This window comes from Paracoccus sp. S4493 (assembly GCF_000967735.1).
Classification (GTDB): domain Bacteria; phylum Pseudomonadota; class Alphaproteobacteria; order Rhodobacterales; family Rhodobacteraceae; genus Paracoccus; species Paracoccus marcusii.
The window spans coordinates 17,698-36,528 of the sequence record NZ_JXYF01000022.1; the positions used below are offsets into that span (position 1 = coordinate 17,698).

The window sequence follows — 18,831 nt, forward strand, 5'->3', positions numbered from 1 at the left end:
CGCTGCGGGTTGACCTTGGAGCGTCCGCCCCCTATTCACCGGCTGATTTCATTCCAGAGGTGCCGACATGGCTGCTAAACCGACCGCCTGCCTGGCGCTTGCCGACGGGACCGTCTTCTATGGCATGGGCTTTGGCGCCCCCGGCGAGGTCGTCGCCGAACTGGTCTTCAACACCGCGATGACCGGCTATCAGGAGATCATGACCGATCCGTCCTATGCCAGCCAGGTCGTGACCTTCACCTTTCCCCATATCGGCAATACCGGCGTCACGCCGGAGGATGACGAGGCGCCCGATCCGGTCGCCAGCGGCATCGTCGTGCGGTGGGACCCGACCGAGCCGTCGAACTGGCGCAGCACGTCCGAACTGACCGACTGGATGGCCCGCCGTGGCCGCATCGGCATCGGCGGCGTGGACACCCGCCGACTGACCCGCGCGATCCGTCAGCAGGGTGCACCCCATGTCGTCCTGGCGCATGATCCCGACGGCAATTTCGATATCGAGGCGATGATCGCCCGCGCCCGCGACTGGCAGGGCCTGGTCGGCCTGGATCTGGCCCGCGGCGTCAGCTGCGCGCAAAGCTATCGGTGGGATCAGGGGTCGTGGGAATGGGGCGCAGGCTTCGGCACCGCACCCGGCGACAAGCCGTTCAAGGTCGTGGCGCTGGATTACGGTGCGAAACGCAACATCCTGCGCTCTCTGGTGGCCCATGGCGCGGACGTCACCGTCCTGCCCGCCACCGCCACCGCCGAGGAGGTGATGGCCCACGAGCCCGAGGGCGTGTTCCTGTCGAACGGCCCCGGCGATCCGGCGGCCACGGGCGAATATGCCGTGCCGATGATCCAGGACCTGCTGGCCCGCGACATGCCGATCTTCGGGATCTGCCTGGGCCACCAGATGCTGGCGCTGGCGCTTGGTGCCAAGACGGTCAAGATGGGCCACGGCCATCACGGCGCAAACCACCCCGTGCGCGACGTCGAGACCGGCAAGGTCGAGATCACCTCGATGAACCACGGTTTCGCCGTCGATTCGCAAAGCCTGCCGGTCGGCGTGATCGAGACCCATGTCAGCCTGTTCGACGGCAGCAACTGCGGCATCCGCATGCAGGACAAGCCGGTCTTTTCGGTCCAGCACCACCCCGAGGCCTCACCCGGTCCCCAGGACAGCCTGTACCTGTTCAAGAGGTTCACCGATTCGATGCGCGCGCGCCGCGCCTGATGACGAATTCGTCCCGTGCGACCGGTTTTTGCCGGTCGCGCGGGATCGCTTAATCTTCTGTTAACGCATCACGTGCCAAGACAGGTCGATCCTGATGGGAAACGACCATGGCGCAGCCTGCCCCCCTGCCCCGGCCTGCCAACCTGCCCGATCCGGCCACCGCCGGCAGCGCGGTCCTGTGCGGGCCGACGCTGGCGCCGCGCGACCGCCGGTCGCTTGGGCAGATCCTGCTGGAAGACGGGGCGGTCGACGCGGGGGACCTGCTCAAGGCGACGGTGATCCAGCAAAAGCTGAGCCTGCGGCTGGACCAGGTATTGCTGGCCCAAGGGATGGTCCAGCCCGCCGCCCTGGCCCGCGCGCTGTCGCGGCAGTGGCGCACCACCGCCATCGACCCCGACGTGACGCCCGCCGACCCGCGGCTGATCGACGACGCAGGGGCTGGGTTCTGCCTGACGCACGGGCTGCTGCCTTGGCGGCGAATCGGCGGGGTGACCTGGATCGCGACGGCGCGGCCCGATGATTTTGCGGCCGTGCTGCCCCTGCTGCCGCGCCAGTTCGGCCAGGTCCGCATGTTGCTGTGCAGTGCGGACCAGGCCCAGGGCGGGGTGCTGAACTCCCGCCGGACCCGCCTGATCCGCGAGGCGGAGACGCGCGTCCCCGCCATCGAAAGCTGTCGCACGCAGGATCAGGCCCGGACGGCACGCCTGGCGATCGCGGCGCTGGCCCTGACCGCGGCCGGCCTGATCCTGATCCCGACGCTGATCGTGGGGCTTCTGACCTTCTGGGCGGTGCTGACCCTGCTGACGCAAAGCGGGCTGAAGCTGGCGTCGTTCCTGGCGGCGCGGCGGGCCCTGCGCGAGCAGGATGCCCATGCGCTGGCCATTCGACAGGGTCATCCCGTCCCCCCGCTGATGGAGGCTGCGCTGCCGCTGATCTCGGTCATGGTGCCGCTGTTTCACGAAAAGGACGTCGCGGGCAAGCTGGTCGCACGGCTGGCACGTCTGGACTATCCGCGGGAACTGACCGACATCCTGTTGGTGATCGAGGCCAGCGACGAGATCACCGAGGGCGCGCTGGACGGCGTGCGCCTGCCGCATTGGATCCGCGTCGTGCGGGTGCCGGACGGGCCGATCAAGACCAAGCCCCGGGCGCTGAACTATGCGCTGAACTTCTGCCGCGGCCAGATCGTGGGCATCTGGGACGCCGAGGACCGACCCGATCCCGATCAGCTGCACAAGGTCGCGCGCCGTTTTCATGTTGCGCCTGCGGACGTCGCATGCCTGCAGGGCGCGCTGGATTACTATAACCCGCGCACCAACTGGCTGGCGCGGTGCTTTACCATCGAATACGCAAGCTGGTTCCGCATCCTGCTGCCGGGGGTCGCGCGGCTTGGGCTGATCGTGCCCCTGGGCGGCACCACCCTGTTCTTTCGCCGCCACCTGCTGGAACAGGTCGGCGCATGGGATGCATGGAACGTGACTGAGGACGCCGATCTGGGCGTCCGCCTGGCCCGGCGCGGATACCGGACAGAGATCATCGAGACCACGACCGATGAGGAAGCGAACTGCCGCGCCCTGCCCTGGGTCAAGCAGCGGTCGCGCTGGCTCAAGGGATACGCGATGACCTGGACGGTGCACATGCGCGATCCTGCGGCGCTCTACCGCGATCTGGGGGCGTGGCGCTTCTGGGGCTTTCAGGTCCAGTTCTTGGGGGCGCTGTCGCAATACCTTCTGGCACCGATCCTGTGGAGCTTCTGGCTGCTGACCTTTGGCCTGCCGCATCCGCTGCGCGCACCGCTGGAAACCGGGGTAGGCTCTTGGGCGATCGTCGGCCTGTTCGGATTGTTCGTCGCGTCCGAGGCGCTGAGCATCTTCGTCGGCATGCGTGCGGTCAGTGGGGCAAAGCACCGCCATCTGATGCCTTGGGTGCCAACGCTCCATCTCTATTTTCCGCTTGGATGCCTGGCCGGATGGAAGGCCATCTACGAGGTCGTGGCCAAGCCCTTCTACTGGGACAAGACCGCCCACGGCCTGTTCGTCGAGGCGGCGGATGCCCCCGTCATCCCCCTGGCACCGGGCATGGTCTCGATCCCGGTCCTGGGCCAGATCGGCGGCCGGTCCCTGGCAGAGGTGGCGGCGGACCTGCAGAGCAGCGCCGGACAGGCCACCGCGGGACAGCCCAACCTGGTCCAGATCGATGCGCCGGCAGTCGAACCGGATGCCATGCGCTATCCTCAGGACCGCGCCGCCAGCGGCTAGTCGGGCGGACTTTCGTCCGACAGATGTCCCTGGACGAGGGCCTGCACCGTGGCGAAATCGTCGGACAGCCGATCACGCAGGGTATCGGGGCTGTCGGCCTCCACCTCGCGCAGCAGGAAATCCTGGCCTCCGCGCCCGATCACGTCCATGTCCAGCGCCCTGTCCGTCAACAGGCGGGCGGCGGCATGCACGCGCCACAATCCCCGCCAGATCGACGACAGGCGATCCGCCTGTTCCGTCGTCAGCAGCCCCGCCCGGCGACCCGCCCGCAACTGCGCCAGCGTCGACCGCGCCGGATCGCCCGCCCGCAAGGCGCAGCTCTGCGCCAGCAGGTCGATGTCCTGCAGCCGCCCGGCCCCCTGTCGCACGTCGAAGGCCCCGCCCGGCGGCTTCGCGGCGAACAGGCGGTCACGCATCTGGCCTGTGTCGGGCAGAACACGCGGATCGGTGCCGCGTTCGGCCAGCACTTTCAGGCGCAGGGTCTCGATCTGCTGGCACAGCATATCCGCATCGGGTCCGATCTGCGCGACGCAGCGCGCGCGGGTCAGGGCCAGATGCTCCCATGTCCAGGCCTCGGTCATCTGGTAGGTGCCGAAGCTGTCGATCGAGGTCGCCACCGGCCCCTGCCGCCCCGACGGGCGCAGCCGCATGTCGACCTCGTACAGCCGGCCTTCGGCGGTGGGCGCGGACAGGGCGGTGACCATCGCCTGCGTCAGCCGGGCGTAATAGGGGCGCGCGGCCAGCGGGCGCGGCCCGTCCGAGGCATCGACCCCATCCGCGTCATAGATCACGATCAGGTCCAGGTCCGACCCGGCGTTCAGCACCCGCGCGCCCAGGGAGCCCATGCCCACCACGACCGCGCCACGGCCCGGCGGCGGGCCATGGCGGCGCGCGAAATCTGCGGCGGTCACCGGCAGCAGCGCCGCCACGCAGGCGCCCGCAAGGTCCGCGTATTGCACCGCCGCCTCGTCCGCGCCGATCAGGCCGCGCAGGTGATGGACGCCGATGCGGAACTGCCATTCATGCGCCCACCGCCGCGCCGCATCCAGCGCCCGTTCATAGCCACCGCCAGGCTGGCTCAGGGCCCGTTGCAGGACCGCGTCCAGTTCCTGAATCAACCCGGCCTCCCGCGGCCAGGGTGCGAAGAAGCTGCCTGCCAGCACGCCGTCCAGAACGGACGGATGGCGCGCCAGATAGGCGGCCAGCGCGGGCGCCGTCCCGCAGATGTCGACGATCAGGTCGATCAGCTGGGGATTGGCGTCGAACAGCGAGAACAGCTGGACCCCCGCAGGCAGGCCGGACAGGAAACTGTCGAAGCGGGCCAACGCCTCGGCCGGGTGGCCCGCGCGGGCCATGCGCGACAAGAGCGGCGCCTCGATCCGGCGAAAGATCTGGCGCGCCCGGTCGGACCGCAGCGCGGGATAGGTCTGCCAGCGCTGGATCACCGCCCGCGATTCGTCCGACAGGTCGGGCAGGCTTTCGGTCGGTTCGGTCGGGGCGAAGAACCGTTCGGTCAGCGCATGCACGCGTTCCAGCCGCGATTTCAGCCGGGCGCACCAGGCTTGGAGATCGTCCTCGCCCATCAGGGCGGCGATCGTGGCCAACCCCTGATCGTCCTTGGGCAGGCTGTGGGTCTGGGCGTCGTTCACCATCTGGATGCGGTGTTCGATGTCGCGATGGTCGCGGTAATGCGCCGTCAGTTCCTCTGCGACGTCCCGGGGGATCCAGTTCTTGGCCGCCAGCGCCGCCAGCCCGCCGACCGTGTCGCGGCATTGCAGGTCGCGGTCGCGCCCGCCCGCGATCAGCTGGCGGGTCTGGGTGAAGAACTCGATTTCGCGGATGCCGCCGCGGCCCAGTTTCAGGTTGTGGCCCGCCACCTCCAGCCGCCCGCCCAGACCCTTGTGTTCGCGGATGCGCAACCGCATGTCATGGGCGTCCTGAATGGCCGCGAAATCCAGGTGCTTGCGCCAGACGAACGGCCGCAATTCGCGCAGCAGCCGTTCGCCCGCGGCGATGTCGCCCGCCGCCGCGCGCGCCTTGATGAAGGCGGCGCGTTCCCAGGTCCGCCCCTCGGCCTCGTAATAGGCCAGCGCCGCGGCGGTCGAGATGCAGACCGGCGTCACCGCCGCGTCGGGCCGCAGCCGCAGGTCGGTGCGAAAGACATAGCCGTGATCGGTCACGTCGGACAGGGTCGCGGCCATCCGCCGCGTGGCCCGGATCAGGGCGGCACGCGCCTCCATCTGGTCGGCCTCGGCATAGGCGGTCTCGTCGAACAGGACGATCAGGTCGATGTCGGAGCTGTAGTTCAGTTCGCGCGCGCCACCCTTGCCCATCGCCAGCGCGAAGATGCCGCCCGCATCGGCGTCCGTGGCGGGCAGCTTGCCGCGACGGATCTCGGTCGCGACATGGGCGCGCAGGGCCAGATCGACGGCCCGGTCGGCCAGGTCGGACAGCGCGCCGGTCACCTGCTCCAGCGTCCAGACGCCGCCCAGATCGGCCAACGCCGCCAGCAGCGCCACCCGCCGCTTGGCGCGGCGCAGCGCCACGCCCAGGGCATCCGCGTCCAGCGATTGCAGGCCCGCAGTCTCGCGCGCGACGACGTCGTCATGGTCCAGCGCATCGGGCAGCCAGTCGGCCTCGGACCGCAGCAGGCCAGCCAGATAGGGGCTGCTGCCCGCGGCGCCGGCGATCAGGTCGCGCATCCGGTCGGACAGGGTCGGGAACAGCGCCGCCGCATCCGCCCCGCGGGCGGCGTCGACAGGCAGCGGAAGGCGGGTGATGCGGGTCTGAAAGCTCATGCGCGCCACCTTGCCGGGGTCGCCCCGGCCCGTCAACGCAACGCGCGGTAAACCATGTTGCGCGGAACCGGCGGGCCCGCTGCTTTCCACGCTTGGCCTGCCGGGAAATCGTTGCTAGGCTTTCGCGCACACCAACCCGCGATACGGAACCTTCTGCGCCCGCATGATCAGTCGCGACCTGACCAGATGCTGCAAGGGGCGCACCTGATGCGCCATACGCTGCCCCATGCGCCGCAGTTCTATGTGACCGCGCCACAACCCTGCCCGTACCTGCACGGGCGGGCCGAACGCAAGCTGTTCACCGCGCTGCAGGGCGACAATGCGGCGGAACTGAACAACGCGCTGTCGCGGCAAGGATTCCGCCGGTCGCAGAACGTGCTTTACCGACCCAGCTGTGAAAGCTGCGTGGCCTGCATGTCGGCGCGCATCCGGGTGGCCGATTTCCGCGCCTCCAAGACGCAGCGCCGCATCACCACCCGCAACGCCGCCCTGCGCCGCCTGGCCACCAGTGCCTGGGCGACCGAGGATCAGTTCGAACTGTTCCGCCGTTATCTGGACAGCCGCCATGCGGATGGTGGCATGGCGGACATGGACATCTTTGAATTCGCCGCGATGATCGAAGAGACGCCGGTCAAGACCCGCGTCATCGAATACCGGTGCAGCGACGATGCGATGCCGGCGCTGGCGCAGGGCGACGATCACCTGGCCGGTGTGTGCCTGACCGACGTGCTGGATGACGGGCTGAGCCTTGTCTACAGCTTCTACGATCCGCTGCTGCGGCCGGCCAGCATGGGCACCTACATCATCCTGGACCATATCGAGATCGCGCGGGCCGCGGGCCTGCCCTATGTCTATCTGGGCTATTGGGTGCCGGGCAGCCGCAAGATGGACTACAAGGCCCGCTTCAGCGCGCTAGAGATCTACAAGGGTGGCGTCTGGCAGGATATCGGCAACCCCGAGGATCATTCGAACGAAGCGCATCCCCTGTCCGTCGATCCGATCGTCGAACAGGTCGCCCGTATCGCGCTGCCGCAATTCGACCGATAGCGTCCGTCAAACCGCGAAATAAAGTTTCAATTGTCGGCGTGCCTGCGTCACTTTCTCCACCAAATGCCATTGACCCTGTCCGAACCTGACCCTAGGTTGCGCCGACGCGGGGCCGCGACGGGTGCGCTTTGCGGGTGTTTTTGATGGATGGAGCAAGACGATGTCCCGAACAATGACGGGTGCGAGAATGGTGGTCGAGGCGCTGCGCGATCAGGGCGTCGATACCGTATTCGGCTATCCGGGCGGGGCCGTCCTACCCATCTATGACGAGATCTTTCAGCAGAACGACATCACCCACGTCCTGGTCCGCCACGAACAGGGCGCCGTCCACATGGCCGAGGGCTATGCCCGAGCGACCGGGAAACCGGGCGTCGTGTTGGTCACGTCGGGCCCCGGCGCCACGAACGCGGTCACCGGCCTGACCGACGCGCTGCTGGATTCGATCCCGCTGGTCGTGCTGTCGGGCCAGGTCCCGACCTTCATGATCGGCACCGACGGCTTCCAGGAGGCCGACACGGTCGGCATCACCCGCCCCTGCACCAAGCACAACTGGCTGGTCAAGGACACGGACAAGCTGGCCGCGACCATCCACAAGGGTTTCCACGTCGCCACCTCGGGCCGTCCCGGTCCGGTGCTGATTGACATCCCCAAGGACGTGCAGTTCGCGACCGGCACCTATGTCGGGCCAAAGCAGGTCGACACCGGCCGCTATCAGCCGACGAAGAAGGGCGATCTGGGCGCGATCACCCGCCTGGTCGAACTGATCGAGCAGGCCGAGCGTCCGATCCTCTATACCGGCGGCGGTGTCATCAATTCGGGTCCCGGCGCCAGCCAACTGCTGCGCGAGCTGGCCGAAGCGACGGGCTTTCCGGTCACCTCGACGCTGATGGGGCTGGGTTGCTATCCGGCATCGGGCGACAAGTGGTTGGGCATGCTGGGGATGCACGGCACCTACGAGGCGAACCTAGCCATGCACGGCTGCGACCTGATGATCAACATCGGCGCGCGCTTCGACGACCGGATCACCGGGCGGATCGCGGATTTCAGCCCCGGATCGGTCAAGGCGCATATCGACATCGACCCGTCGTCCATCAACAAGGTCGTGCGCGTCGACGTGCCGATCGTCGGGGACGTGGGCCATGTGCTGGAGGATCTGCTGAAGGTCTGGAAATCGCGCGGCCGCAAGACGAACAGCGCCGCGGTCCAGCAATGGTGGGGCCAGATCGAGCAATGGCGGGCCCGAAAATGCCTGGCCTATCGCCCTAGCGACACGATCATCAAGCCGCAGCACGCGCTGGAACGGCTTGAGGCGCTGACCAAGGGCCACGACCGCTACATCACCACCGAGGTCGGCCAGCACCAGATGTGGGCGGCACAGTACCTGGGCTTTGAAGGGCCGAACCGCTGGATGACCTCGGGCGGTCTGGGCACGATGGGCTATGGCCTGCCTGCATCCATCGGCGTGCAGATGGCCCACCCCGAGGCACTGGTGATCAACGTCGCCGGTGATGCCAGCTGGCTGATGAACATGCAGGAGATGGGCACGGCCGTGCAGTTCCGCCTGCCGGTCAAGCAGTTCATCCTGAACAACGAGCGCCTTGGCATGGTGCGGCAGTGGCAGCAGCTGCTGCACGGCGAACGCTACAGCCAGTCCTGGTCCGACAGCCTGCCCGATTTCGTCAAGCTGGCCGAGGCCTTCGGCTGCGCCGGCGCGCAGGTGCGCGACCCCAAGGATCTGGACGCCGCGATCCAGCAGATGATCGATTACGACGGCCCCTTCATCCTGGACGTGCTGGTCGAGAAGCACGAGAACTGCTTCCCGATGATCCCCTCGGGCAAGCCGCATAACGAGATGCTGCTGGGCGAGGCCGAGACGCAGGGCGTCATCGAATCCGAAGGCGCGGTGCTGGTCTGAGACCGGCCGGAAAGAGAGCAGAACCATGAACGCTTTGAACATCCAGAAGGGCATGTCCAGCCATTCGGCCTACGACCTGCGCGATCCGCACGCCCCGCGCGAGGAGAGCCATACCTTGGCCGTCCTGGTCGAGAACGAGCCGGGCGTTCTGGCCCGGGTGATCGGCCTGTTCGCAGGGCGCGGCTACAATATCGACAGCCTGACCGTGGCCGAGGTCGACCACAGCGGCCACCGCTCGCGCATCACGGTGGTCACGCGCGGCACCCCCGAGGTGATCGAGCAGATCAAGGCGCAGCTGGGCCGCATCGTGGTCGTCCACGAGGTCCACGACCTGACGGTCGAGGGGCCGGTGGTGGAACGCGAACTGGGCCTGTTCAAGGTGCGTGGCACCGGCGACAAGCGCGTCGAGGCGTTGCGCATCGCCGAGATCTTTCGCGCGAACGTGGTCGATTCAACGTTGGAAAGCTTTGTCTTCGAATTGGTCGGCACGCCGTCCAAGCTGGAGGCCTTTGCCGATCTGATGCGTCCCCTAGGTCTGACCGACCTGGCGCGCACAGGGGTCGCCGCACTGTCACGCGGCGCCTGATCGCCCCCTTAGCGTGCGGCCCCGCTGCGGGGTCGCGCATAGGTCGTCGCCGGGCGCCGCGTGGACGACGCCACGGATCCGCTCGGGACCGCATCCTGATGCGCCACGACGCGCAGGGCTGGCCGCGACGGCTGCTGCTGCGAATCGGCCAGGATCCGCGGCAGCTGCAGACAGCTTTTCTCCGACAGCATGGTCACGTTCAGGGCATGGCGCAGGTTGCCGACGGTCCGGGTTTCCAGTTCGACCAGATCACCGGGCTGGGGCCATTCGCCGGGCCCGGCGAAATTCGCGGTTCCCTGCAGATAGGCCAGCGTTGCTTGATCTTCGCACCAGATGATCGCCTTTTCACGCGACCCGCTGCTCCATACGACAACCCCGATCATGGGCGCCCCTTCATAGAAAAGGCGCCGAAGCGCCGGATGGTATCGATTCAAGGATCTGTCTTGTGCAAACCTTTGCCGACTAAAGCAGAAAACCGCCGGTATGCCAGCTTTTTCCTTTCACCACGTGAATTTTATTGCAGCCGGAGGTTGTCGCGTTGCGGCGCAGGCACAACCCCACCACCAGCCCTAGCGGATGCGCCCCGCCTGCACGTCGGCGACCGCGCGGCGGACCTGCGCCAGGCGTTGCGCGCGTGCCGGGTGGGTGCCCAGGACGTGGTTTCCGGGATCGGGGATTCGCTGGAACAGGCCCGAACCGGAGATCGGATCATAGCCTGCGTTCAGCGTGATGATCGCGCCAAGATAGTCCGCCTCCAGCTCCCATTCCTTGGAATAGTAGCGTGCGCCGACCGATGCACCGATCTCCTGCGCGCGGGCGATGGCGCCGGTGTCGCCGCCATAGGCGGAGGCTAGGCTGCCAAGGACGACGGCCGCGGCGGTGGCCGCCCCGGACTTGCGATCCAGGTGGTTCAGGATGTGGTGCGCGGCCTCGTGCCCCACGACGAAGGCGATCTCGTCCGGGTTCTGGGTCTGCGCGATCAGTGACAGGGTAAAGCCCACGACCGGGCGCCCGTTGCGGTCGACGGTCTGGAACGCGTTCGGCTCCAGCCCCGGGCGGTCGTCGACGACGAACAGGAAATCGCAGCTGATCGGCGCGGTGCGGCGGTTCAGGCAGTCCTGGCGGACGGCCGGCTCCATCCGGCGCATCACCTGGACAAAGCTGCGCGCAGCGCCGTCCGGCGTCGCCGCGTGCGGGGCCGACGGGGCCGGCAGGACCGGGACCTGCGGGACGGGCGCGGGCATGGTGGCGGTGCCGGGTGCGGGCAGCGGCGCACAGCCCGCGACGGCCACTGCCGCGATCAACCCTGCCAGCCAGCTGCGCGCCATCATCTGTCCCATCGTCCCTGCCCTGTTGCGCCGCCCCGGCGTCGGCGCGATCCTGTCGGCGCAGAATACCCCCTGCCCGTCCGGCGTAAACCCCGACCGCTTGCCGCAGCCCCCCTTTCACGCGATTGTCGGGCCTTTCCCAAGGAGATTCGGATGTTCACCATCGAACACGACTTCGACGCGACCGTGATCACCCTGATCGACGAGGCCGAGGCCCAGACACGCCCTCTGAACGAGGACGTCGTCATCCTGGGCTTTGACGACCGGGTGATTCTGGAACAGATGAGCGATGACGGCGAAGAGGTCGTGCGCATTACCCTGTCCATGCATCAGCTGACCGAACTGCGCCTTGCGCTGAACCTGCCCGAGGGCAATTACCGCATCGAAAAGGAAGGCTGACCGCCCGCCCGCGGCCAGCCTCTCGGCCTCCGCCCCTGATCTTACAGGAGATCCGCATGGACCACCGCAACGACGCCGCCCTGCAGTTTCTGGCCACCCGCCGGTCCCACCCGCCCAAGATGATGACCGGCCCGGGCCCGGACCCTGACCAGCTGGCCGATCTGCTGACCCTGGCGGCCCGCGTTCCCGATCATGGCAAGCTGGAGCCGTGGCGCTTTGTCGTGCTGGGTCGCCAGACCCTGGAGGCGATGGCGCCGCGGCTGCGCGACGCGGTCCTGGCCGCGGGGCAGGATCAGGCGGCGGCGGACAAGGCGGCCTCGGCCATGGCGTCGCCGGTGATCGTGGCAGTGGTCTTCTCCCCGGTCGACAGCCCCAAGGTTCCCGAATGGGAACAGGTCCTGTCGACGGGCGCGCTGTGCCTGGGGCTGGTCAACGCGGCGCTGGCATCCGGTTGGGGCGCCGCCTGGCTGACGGGCTTTGCGGCGCTGGACCAATCCTTCGCGCAGGCGCATCTGGGCATCGCGGCGCATGAGCGCGTCGCGGGGCTGATCCATATCGGCACCCGCGGCGCGCCGCCCCCGGAACGCCCGCGCCCCGACATCGCCGCCAAGACCGAGTGGCGTCCATGATGCCCCTTCGTGCCCTGCTGCGGGGTTGGGCCGACCTGCTGCGCCCATCGGTGCTACGGCTGGTGCTGCTGGGCATCGGGCTGACGCTGGTGCTGTTCGTGGCCCTGCAGGCGGCGATCTTCTGGGCGCTGCGGCTGTGGCTGCCGGGCGGGGTCACGCTGCCCTGGCTGGGCCAGATCGAGTTCGGTCAGGTGCTGTCCTGGGGATCGCTGGCGCTGTTTCCGGTGATGGGGATCTTCCTGATGGCCCCGGTCGCCGCCGGTTTTGCGGGCCTCTTCGCGGAAACCGTTGCCGAAAAGGTCGAGGCGATCCATTACCCGGACCGCCGCGGCACGTCGCTGGACTTCTTCGACGGGCTGCTGGAATCCGTGGCGGTCGTGCTGGCGGTCCTGGGGGTGCTGGTGATCAGCCTGCTCCTGACGCCCTTCATCGGCCCCTTTGCGCCCCTGCTGTTCCTGGGCGCGAACGGCTGGCTGCTGGGGCGCGAGTTCTTTCAGATGGCCGCCCGTCGCCACCTGGACGAAGGCCCGGCCAGCGACCTGCGCCGCGCCCATTCGGCGCGCGTGACCCTGACGGGCGTGCTGGTCGCGGTGGGCCTGGTCATCCCCGTGGTCAACATCGCCGTGCCGCTGCTGGCGGCGGCGGCCTTCACTCACCTGTTCCAGATGATCAGCGGATCCACTGGTCCAGGTTCGAGATATCCGCGCGCGTGATCACGCCGCCCAGGATGATCCACGCCAGAACGGCCCAGATGGCGCTGGTGATGGCCGTGGTCCAGATCAGCTTGCGCCGCCAGTTCACGCCCGACGGCGCGCCCGCATGGGTGCCGGGAATGACCTCTCCGGCATCGGCCTGACTGCGCTGCCCGATGGGCATGACGCAGAACAGGGTTAGGAACCACAGCGAGGCGAACAGAACGATACCGCCGGTCAAGTTCATCAGATTTGCTCCAGTTCGATCAGGCAGCCGTTGAAATCCTTGGGGTGCAGGAACAGCACGGGCTTGCCATGGGCGCCGATCTTCGGCTCTCCGGTGCCCAGCACGCGGGCGCCTTGTGTCTTCATGTGGTCGCGCGCGGCGATGATGTCATCCACCTCGAAGCACATGTGATGGATGCCGCCCGACGGGTTCTTGTCCAGGAACCCGCGGATCGGGCTGTCGTCGCCCAGAGGGTACAAAAGCTCGATCTTGGTGTTCGGCAGTTCGATGAACACCACGGTCACGCCGTGGTCGGGTTCGTCCTGCGGCGGGCCGACGGTGGCCCCCAAGGTGGTCTGGTACTGTGCCGCCGCCGCCTGCAGGTCGGGGACGGCAATGGCGACATGGTTCAGGCGACCGATCATCGTCACATCCTCCGTTTCAGGCGGTTCTAAGCCTTGGGCGCGCCGCGGGAAAGGAAAAGCATCGCCGTTAACCGGTTCTTAGCGAATCGGGGCTTAACTGGGCGTGAAGACGTGGATGGGGACACAGACATGCTGACGGATATCACGGCCGACACGCCCAAGCCCTTGCCGCAATGGCGTTTGTCGCTGCCCAACAGACCACTGACAGGCCTGACGGTGCTGGTGATCGAGGATTCGCGCTTTGCCAGCGAGGCCGTGCGGCTGCTGTGTCTCAAGTCCGGTGCGCGGATTCGCCGCGCGGATTGCCTGCGGTCCGCGGCGCGTCATCTGCGCAGCTATCGTCCTGCGGTGGTGGTGATCGACCTGGGCCTGCCCGATGGCGACGGGGTCGCGCTGATCGCGGAACTGCACGCCGCCGAACTGCGGGTGCCGGTGATCCTGGCGATGTCCGGCGATCCCGACCGCGCGTCCGAGGCGCTGGCGGCGGGTGCGGACGGGTTCCTGCCCAAGCCGGTCGAGAGCCTGGCGGTGTTCCAGCAGGCGATCCTGCGGGTGCTGCCCGCCGATACCGGGGCGATGACGCTGCGGGCGCTGCCCGACGACGTGATCCAGCCCGACCCCTCGGGCCTGCGCGACGACCTGGCCCATGTGGCCGAGGTGCTGTCCAGCGCCCATGACACGACCGAGATCGACTATATCGCCCGCTTCCTGGCCGGCGTGGCCCGCTCGGCGCACGACCCCGCGCTGGAGGCTGCGGCCACCGCACTTGCACGCGACTATAACGCGGGCCACGCGCTTGCGACGGATCTGGCCCGCATCAGCGGCATGGTTCAGGACCGCCTGTCCCGCGTGGCCGAGATGTAGGATCAGGCGGTCATCCGCGGATCGGACCCCATGTCCAGTCCAGGAAAGACAGACCCCTCCAGGGTGGCACGATCGATGCCGAACTTGGCGTGCATCGCCCAGGCCGCATAGGCGCGAATGTCGCGAAGCGGCATCAGGTCGCGCCCGTCGTACAGATCGCCCTCTGCCAGACCCGGCCAATCGCCCATCATCCGCCCGCCGTGCACTGCGCCCCCCGCCACCAGCAGCGTGCCCCCGGTGCCGTGATCGGTCCCCGCCGATCCGTTCTCGCGGACGGTGCGTCCGAACTCTGTCATCGCCATGACGGTGGTGCGGTCCCAGTTCGCGCCCAGATCCGCCTTCAGCGTCAGGATCGTGTCGGCCAGCCGCCCCAGCATCCACGGCAGCGTCCCCGCCTGCCCCGCATGGGTATCCCACCCGCCGATTGAAAAGCTGGCGATCCGCGTCTGGCCGTTCAGGCGGTCCGCGGCAAAACGCGCGATCTCCAGGTGGTCCTGACCCGGCTTGCCGGTGGCAAGGTCCGGCGACAGGCTGGCCACGATCTCCATCGCCTGCGCACTGGCGTCGCGGAACAGCGGGTCATCGTGATAGATGCGTGTAAGCAGCTGCTCGGCCTGCGGGCTGAGGTCCATCTGCGCCTTGGGGGTCCAGCTTTTGGCCGGGGCCTGCCCCTGCAGGATGCGCATCTGCGAGATCCCTACAGAATAGGCGGTCTCCGACGCCTGCCCCGGCATGGCCTGCAGCAGCCGGTTCAGCCAGCCGTCCTGCTGGGCATCCAGGTCCAGGTCGGTGCCCGTGCCGGCCTCCAGCATGGTCTGGCCGTCGAAATGGCTGCGCTTGTCGCGATAGGGCGTCGAGACGGCAGGCGCGAAGGCCAGTTGCCCTGCCTGCCACAGCGGCAACAGGTCCGACAGGCCCGGATGCAACGCAAAGAACCCGTCCAGATCGGTGGCGCCGTGATCGGGTCCAAGCGACAGGGTCTGGCGCAGCCCCCGAAGTGCGGGGTCGCCATAGGGCTGAAACGCGTCCAGCCCGTCCATCGCGCCGCGCAGGATGATGACGACCAGGCGATTGTCGCCCGGCGCCGCCGCGAAGGTCGCCGACGACAGCAGCGGATGCGCGGCGGCCGAGCAGCCGATCAGCGCCGTCGATTTCAGGAACAGCCGCCGAGAGAGCATCGCGTCACCTCCGGTTGAAATCGGCCGAGGCCAGGATCAGGGCCACGCCCTCGGCCTGGCTTTCGGCGCGCGGGACCGCCCAGGACAGCGCCTCGGACGCGGTGTCGCCCAAGGCCGCACGCAGCAGTTGCCGCGCGTCGGGCAGCGGGTCGGTCAGCCGCGACGGCGCGCTCAGCGCCCAGGTGATGCGCATCGCCAGACCTTGGGGGCTGGCCCAGGCCGCCTGATCCTCGGGCCAGCCGTCGGGCCCCAGGGGGCTGCCCCAGGCCTGCCCCATCGCGGTCATCGGCTGCAGCAACAGACGCTGCAGCTGGCCCGGCTTCATGTCGCGGACCTGCCGCCCGTCGACGCCAAGGCCGCGCAGGGCGGCCACCAGAAAGTCGAAGGGCTGCCGCATCTTCTGGCGGAACTGCTGCCGCAGTTCCGGCGCCTCTGCCAGCGCCAGGTTCATCGCGCCCAGATCGCCGCCGGTATCGGCGAACACGGCCGCCAGCCGGTCGACCAGCGGCTGCGGCGGTTCGTCCGCGACGAAATGCACAGCCATCTTGCGGGCGATATGCCGGGCGGTCGCCGGATGGTGGGCCAGGTCGGCGATGACCCCGCGAATGTCGTCCAGACTGGCGCGCCCCCCGCCATAGCGGACGCCCAGAACCGTCTCGGCCCCCGGTTCGGACTGGCCGGGACGGAAGATGCCCGTCTGCCGGGGGTGATAGGCCAGTCCGGTCAGCAGTTCGGCCAGCTGCGTCACGTCCTGCTGGGAATAATCGGCCCCCACGCCAAGGCTGTGCAGTTCGATCATCTCGCGCGCCAGGTTCTCGTTCAATCCCAACGGCTTGTCGGGATTTCTGCGCGCGCGGGCCGAGTTGGGGCCGACCGACCGGTCCTGATCCAGATAGCGCACCATCGCCGGATGGATTTCGGCCGCCAGCATCATGTCGGCGAACCGACCGGTCAGATGCGGACGGATCGCATCCTGGACAAAGGCGTCGGTCATCAGGTTCCAATAGACCGTGCCACCGGTGACGGTGAAATGATCGGCCCAGAACCAGACCAGACGTTCCCCAAAGCCGGAACGGTCATCGACTGCGCGCGCAAAACGGTTCTGGATCGCCGCACGATAGATGCCGCCCAGCCTGCGCCGATAGGCGACATCGCGATCGCGGGCGGCAGGATCGCCGGCGCGGGCGGCGGCGCCAAGGTCAAGGCCCTTGTCCTGCCAGGCGCGGACCTTGTCCAGCGTCACGGCCTGCGGGCCGAACCGCGTGGCCGCCGCAACCGATGCCGCCATTCCCGCCGGGTCGGCCGGCGGTGTCAGGCGCGGCGACAGGCCAAAGCCAAGGCGGATCGCGGCGATTTCAGCATAGGACGGCATCGGGCGACAGGCTCCGGCTGGTGCTGCTGTGCAGCATCATGCCATGCCCGCCGCCCGGGGTCAGGTCACTCTTTCGGCAACGCGCGCAGACGCAGGTCACGCATCTGCTCGTTGGTGGGCTCTGACGGGGCGCCCATCATCAGGTCCTCGGCGCGCTGGTTCATCGGGAACATGATGACCTCGCGGATGTTCTGCTCGTCGGCCAGCAGCATCACGATGCGGTCGATGCCCGCGGCACAGCCCCCGTGCGGCGGCGCGCCATAGCGGAACGCCTTGACCATGCCCCCGAACCGCTTTTCGACCTCGGATGCCGGATAGCCGGCCAGCTCGAACGCCTTGAACATGATCTCGGGCTTGTGGTTCCGGATCGCGCCGCTGATCAGCTCATAGCCGTTGCAGGCCAGGTCGTACTGGTATCCCAACACCTCCAGCGGGTCGCCGTTCAGCGCCTCCATCCCGCCCTGCGGCATGCTGAAGGGGTTGTGGCTGAAGTCGATCTTGCCGTCGTCGGTCTTCTCGTACATCGGGAAATCGACGATCCAGGCGAACTTGAACTGGTTTTCGTCGATCAGGCCCAATTCACGGCCGATTTCCGTGCGGGCGCGGCCCGCGACGGCCTCGAACTGGTCGGGACGGCCGCCCAGGAAGAAGGCCGCATCACCCTCGGCCAAGCCCAGCTGCGTGCGGATCGCCTCGGTCTTCTCGACGCCAAGCGCCTTGGCGATGGGACCGGCGGCCTCGGTGGACCCATCCTCGGCCTTGCGCCAGATGATGTAGCCCATGCCCGGCAGGCCTTGGCTCTGGGCAAAGGCATTCATGCGGTCGGCGAACTTGCGGCTGCCGCCGGTGGGCGCGGGAATGGCGCGGACCTGCGTGCCTTCCTGTTCCAGAAGCTTGGCAAAGATGCCGAAGCCCGACCCGCGGAAGTGATCGCTGACCACCTGCATCTCGATCGGGTTCCGGAGGTCCGGCTTGTCGGTGCCGTATTTCAGCAGGCTGTCGGCATAGGGGATCAGCGGCCAGTCGGCGTCCACGCGGCGGCCGCCACCGAACTCCTCGAACAGGCCCTGGATGACCGGCTGGACGGTGGCGAAGACGTCCTCCTGGCGGACGAAGGACATCTCCATGTCCAGCTGATAGAAATCGGTCGGGCTGCGGTCGGCGCGCGGGTCCTCGTCGCGGAAGCAGGGGGCGATCTGGAAATACTTGTCGAAGCCCGCGACCATGATCAGCTGTTTGAACTGCTGGGGCGCCTGCGGCAGGGCATAGAACTTGCCCGGATGCAGCCGCGATGGCACCAGGAAGTCGCGCGCGCCCTCGGGGCTGCTGGCGGTGATGATCGGCGTCTGGAACTCGGTGAAGTGCTGGTCCCACATGCGGTTGCGGATCGACCGCACCACCTTGGACCGCAGCATGATGTTGTTGTGCAGGCTGTCGCGGCGCAGGTCCAGAAAGCGATAGGCCAGCCGCGTCTCCTCGGGATAGTCCTGATCGCCGAAGACCGGCAGGGGCAGTTCGTCCGCGGGTCCCAGCACCTCGATCTCGGTGGCATAGACCTCGATCTCGCCGGTGGGCAGCTTGGCGTTAACCAGCGACGCGTCACGCATCTTGACCCGGCCATCGATGCGGATGACCGTCTCTGCCCGCAGCTTGTCCATCGCGGCAAAGGCCGGGCTGTCGCTGTCGGCCAGCACCTGCGTCATGCCGTAATGGTCGCGCAGGTCGACGAACAGCACGCCCCCGTGGTCGCGGACCCGGTGGACCCAGCCCGACAGGCGGACGGTGGTTCCGGCATCGGCGGCCTTCAGGTCGCCGCAGGTATGGCTGCGATAGGCGTGCATGAGCGTTTTCCCCAGTTTTTCAGCCCCCGCACAAAGCGCGGGCCGGGCGGGAAGTCA

17 protein-coding genes are annotated in these 18,831 nt (G+C 67.9%); 9 read left to right on the forward strand and 8 right to left on the reverse strand.

Annotated features, from left to right (window positions below; all coding sequences use genetic code 11):
- Positions 1-67: 67 nt before the first annotated feature.
- The gene (carA, locus tag TW83_RS04605; protein WP_045981600.1) at positions 68-1,216 is read left to right on the forward strand and encodes a glutamine-hydrolyzing carbamoyl-phosphate synthase small subunit; all 1,149 of its coding nucleotides are present in this window, start codon (positions 68-70) and stop codon (positions 1,214-1,216) included.
- 107 nt (positions 1,217-1,323) lie between these two features.
- Positions 1,324-3,474, forward strand: a complete 2,151-nt coding sequence (locus TW83_RS04610) for a glycosyltransferase (protein ID WP_071209466.1) — start codon at positions 1,324-1,326, stop codon at positions 3,472-3,474.
- Here TW83_RS04610 and TW83_RS04615 read toward each other — a convergent pair.
- Positions 3,471-6,272 (reverse strand): bifunctional [glutamine synthetase] adenylyltransferase/[glutamine synthetase]-adenylyl-L-tyrosine phosphorylase, encoded by a 2,802-nt coding sequence (locus TW83_RS04615; protein ID WP_045981601.1) that lies wholly within the window; start codon positions 6,270-6,272, stop codon positions 3,471-3,473. The two genes, TW83_RS04610 and TW83_RS04615, sit on opposite strands and share 4 nt — an antisense overlap.
- Positions 6,273-6,479: 207 nt before the next feature.
- Between TW83_RS04615 and TW83_RS04620 the strand changes: the two genes are divergently transcribed.
- The 3 genes from TW83_RS04620 to ilvN all read left to right on the forward strand — a co-directional run bounded on the left by TW83_RS04620 (position 6,480) and on the right by ilvN (position 9,820).
- Positions 6,480-7,319, forward strand: coding sequence for an arginyltransferase (locus tag TW83_RS04620; protein ID WP_045981651.1), 840 nt, complete (start codon positions 6,480-6,482; stop codon positions 7,317-7,319).
- A gap of 160 nt (positions 7,320-7,479) precedes the next feature.
- Positions 7,480-9,234: an acetolactate synthase 3 large subunit gene (locus TW83_RS04625; RefSeq protein WP_045981602.1), complete on the forward strand. Its 1,755-nt coding sequence runs from the start codon at positions 7,480-7,482 to the stop codon at positions 9,232-9,234.
- Positions 9,235-9,259: 25 nt separating this feature from the next.
- Positions 9,260-9,820 (forward strand): acetolactate synthase small subunit, encoded by a 561-nt coding sequence (gene ilvN / locus TW83_RS04630; protein WP_045981603.1) that lies wholly within the window; start codon positions 9,260-9,262, stop codon positions 9,818-9,820.
- Positions 9,821-9,828: 8 nt separating this feature from the next.
- On the opposite strand, the gene TW83_RS04635 is transcribed toward ilvN, so the two are convergent.
- Together TW83_RS04635 and TW83_RS04640 are read right to left on the reverse strand one after the other, a co-directional pair.
- Positions 9,829-10,203 carry a hypothetical protein gene (locus tag TW83_RS04635; protein WP_071209467.1) on the reverse strand — a complete coding sequence of 125 codons (375 nt, stop codon included), beginning with the start codon at positions 10,201-10,203 and terminating at the stop codon, positions 9,829-9,831.
- Between the two features lie 186 nt (positions 10,204-10,389).
- A complete protein-coding gene (locus TW83_RS04640) occupies positions 10,390-11,160 on the reverse strand; it encodes a M48 family metalloprotease (RefSeq protein WP_239441284.1) in 771 nt (256 codons plus the stop codon).
- A gap of 141 nt (positions 11,161-11,301) precedes the next feature.
- Here TW83_RS04640 and TW83_RS04645 point away from each other — a divergent pair, with 141 nt between their 5' ends.
- Genes TW83_RS04645 through TW83_RS04655 form a run of 3 tightly spaced genes read left to right on the forward strand, consistent with a single transcriptional unit; the run spans position 11,302 to position 12,889 of the window.
- A complete protein-coding gene (locus TW83_RS04645; RefSeq protein ID WP_042246064.1) occupies positions 11,302-11,547 on the forward strand; it encodes a hypothetical protein in 246 nt (81 codons plus the stop codon).
- A gap of 56 nt (positions 11,548-11,603) precedes the next feature.
- Positions 11,604-12,176 carry a nitroreductase gene (locus TW83_RS04650; protein ID WP_045981604.1) on the forward strand — a complete coding sequence of 191 codons (573 nt, stop codon included), beginning with the start codon at positions 11,604-11,606 and terminating at the stop codon, positions 12,174-12,176.
- Complete coding sequence (locus tag TW83_RS04655) at positions 12,176-12,889, forward strand: EI24 domain-containing protein (RefSeq protein ID WP_045981654.1); 714 nt, start codon at positions 12,176-12,178, stop codon at positions 12,887-12,889. Before TW83_RS04650 ends, TW83_RS04655 begins: the two co-directional genes overlap by 1 nt.
- Here TW83_RS04655 and TW83_RS04660 read toward each other — a convergent pair.
- Positions 12,846-13,115, reverse strand: a complete 270-nt coding sequence (locus TW83_RS04660; protein WP_045981605.1) for a DUF1467 family protein — start codon at positions 13,113-13,115, stop codon at positions 12,846-12,848. The two genes, TW83_RS04655 and TW83_RS04660, sit on opposite strands and share 44 nt — an antisense overlap.
- The gene (gene mce / locus TW83_RS04665; RefSeq protein WP_042246072.1) at positions 13,115-13,519 is read right to left on the reverse strand and encodes a methylmalonyl-CoA epimerase; all 405 of its coding nucleotides are present in this window, start codon (positions 13,517-13,519) and stop codon (positions 13,115-13,117) included. The genes TW83_RS04660 and mce overlap by 1 nt, the downstream gene beginning before the upstream one ends.
- 129 nt (positions 13,520-13,648) lie before the next feature.
- Here mce and TW83_RS04670 point away from each other — a divergent pair, with 129 nt between their 5' ends.
- Positions 13,649-14,383, forward strand: a complete 735-nt coding sequence (locus TW83_RS04670; RefSeq protein WP_081994695.1) for a response regulator — start codon at positions 13,649-13,651, stop codon at positions 14,381-14,383.
- A 2-nt stretch (positions 14,384-14,385) separates the two neighbouring features.
- Here TW83_RS04670 and TW83_RS04675 read toward each other — a convergent pair whose 3' ends face one another.
- The 3 genes from TW83_RS04675 to aspS form a co-directional block, all read right to left on the reverse strand.
- A complete protein-coding gene (locus TW83_RS04675) occupies positions 14,386-15,561 on the reverse strand; it encodes a DUF1501 domain-containing protein (RefSeq protein ID WP_045981606.1) in 1,176 nt (391 codons plus the stop codon).
- Between the two features lie 4 nt (positions 15,562-15,565).
- The gene (locus tag TW83_RS04680) at positions 15,566-16,933 is read right to left on the reverse strand and encodes a DUF1800 domain-containing protein (protein WP_045981607.1); all 1,368 of its coding nucleotides are present in this window, start codon (positions 16,931-16,933) and stop codon (positions 15,566-15,568) included.
- Positions 16,934-16,998: 65 nt separating this feature from the next.
- Positions 16,999-18,774, reverse strand: a complete 1,776-nt coding sequence (aspS, locus tag TW83_RS04685) for an aspartate--tRNA ligase (RefSeq protein ID WP_045981608.1) — start codon at positions 18,772-18,774, stop codon at positions 16,999-17,001.
- Positions 18,775-18,831: the final 57 nt, after the last annotated feature.